The following is a 1445-nucleotide window of genomic DNA, read 5'->3' as shown; positions in this document are numbered from 1 at the left end:
AAACATTCGTCGAGGAGATCGTACCATGTTCCGGATCCTTCCCCGCGAGCAAGCATTTTTCGCCATGTTCGAGAAGGCGGCGCAGAACGCCTTCGAGGGCGCCGAGGCCCTCAAGGAGCTTCTGGACACGTTCGAGGACGTCAAGGAGAAAGCGCGCCTGATCGAGGAGATCGAGCACAAGGGGGACGCCATCACCCATGAGATCGTCAGGAAGCTGAACACGACCTTCATCACACCGATCGACCGGGAGGACATCCTGACCCTCACCTCCTCGATCGATGACATCATCGACCTGATCCACGGGGCCGCCAACCGGATCAACCTCTACAAGGTGACCGAGTCCACCCCCCATGCCAAGGAGCTCGGGTTTCTCATCGTGAAATCGACCCGGGAGCTGCACCGCGGGGTCAAGCACCTGTCCACGAAGATGGACGAGGTATTCGAGCACTGCGTGGAGGTGAACTCCCTGGAGAACGAGGCGGACCGGGTGTGCCGCGATGCGATCGCCAAACTCTTCGCCAACGAGAAGGACCCGATCCACATTCTCAAGTGGAAGGAGATCTACGAGACGCTCGAGACCGCCACCGACCGTTGCGAAGACGCCGCCAACGTCCTCGAAGGGATTGCGCTGAAAAATGGCTGAGTCCACGCTGGTCCTCCTGGGGCTGGTCGTCTTCGCGGCGCTCGCCTTCGACTTCATCAACGGTTTCCACGACACGGCGAACGCCATCGCCACCTGCATCTCCACACGGGCCCTGTCGATCCGGGCCGCCATCATCATGTCGGCGGGGCTGAACTTCGTCGGGGCGCTGGTCTCCACGCACGTGGCGACGACGGTGGGGAAGGGGATCGTCGACCCGCAGCTCGTCACCCAGGTCGTCGTTCTTTCGGCCCTGGGCGGGGCGATCTTCTGGGATCTGATCACGTGGCACTACGGGATCCCCTCCTCCTCCTCGCACGCGATCATCGGCGGGATCATCGGCGCGGTGGTCGCCTCGCGGGGGTTCGGCGACCTGAAATGGAACGGCATCTCGAAGATCCTTGCCGCCATCGTCATCTCGCCCGTGGCGGGGACGCTCATCGCCTTCCTCATCATGATCGGGATCTACTGGGCCTTCCGGGACTTTCACCCGTCGCCGCTCAACCGGGGGTTCCGCAAGCTGCAGATCCTCTCCGCCGCCTTCATGGCCTTCTCCCACGGGTCGAACGACGCCCAGAAGTCGATGGGCGTGATCACGATGGCGCTCGTCTCCTTCGGGGCGATCCAGACCTTTCACATCCCCGTCTGGGTCATCTTCTCCTGCGCCGCCTCGATGGCCTTCGGGACCGCGATGGGGGGGTGGCGGATCATCAAGACGGTGGGAAGCGACTTCGTGAAATTGCAGCCCGTCCACGGGTTCTGCGCGGAGACCTCCTCCGCAGGAGTGATCCTCACGGCGTCGGCG

At 63.0% G+C, this 1445-nt stretch carries 2 protein-coding genes; both read left to right on the top strand.

Features of this window, described 5'->3' with window-relative positions:
• Nucleotides 1-643 (top strand): DUF47 domain-containing protein (locus VJ307_09565; GenBank protein HJX74390.1); only part of this gene is annotated, 643 nt, incomplete at its 5' end.
• Nucleotides 636-1445: inorganic phosphate transporter (locus VJ307_09560; protein ID HJX74389.1), on the top strand; the 810-nt coding region annotated here is incomplete at its 3' end. The genes VJ307_09565 and VJ307_09560, both read left to right, overlap by 8 nt.

This window comes from Candidatus Deferrimicrobiaceae bacterium, assembly GCA_035256765.1.
Taxonomy (GTDB): domain Bacteria; phylum Desulfobacterota; class Deferrimicrobia; order Deferrimicrobiales; family Deferrimicrobiaceae; genus CSP1-8.
The sequence above is the reverse complement of the archived record's forward strand: the minus strand, read 5'-3'. Positions and strand labels throughout refer to the sequence as shown.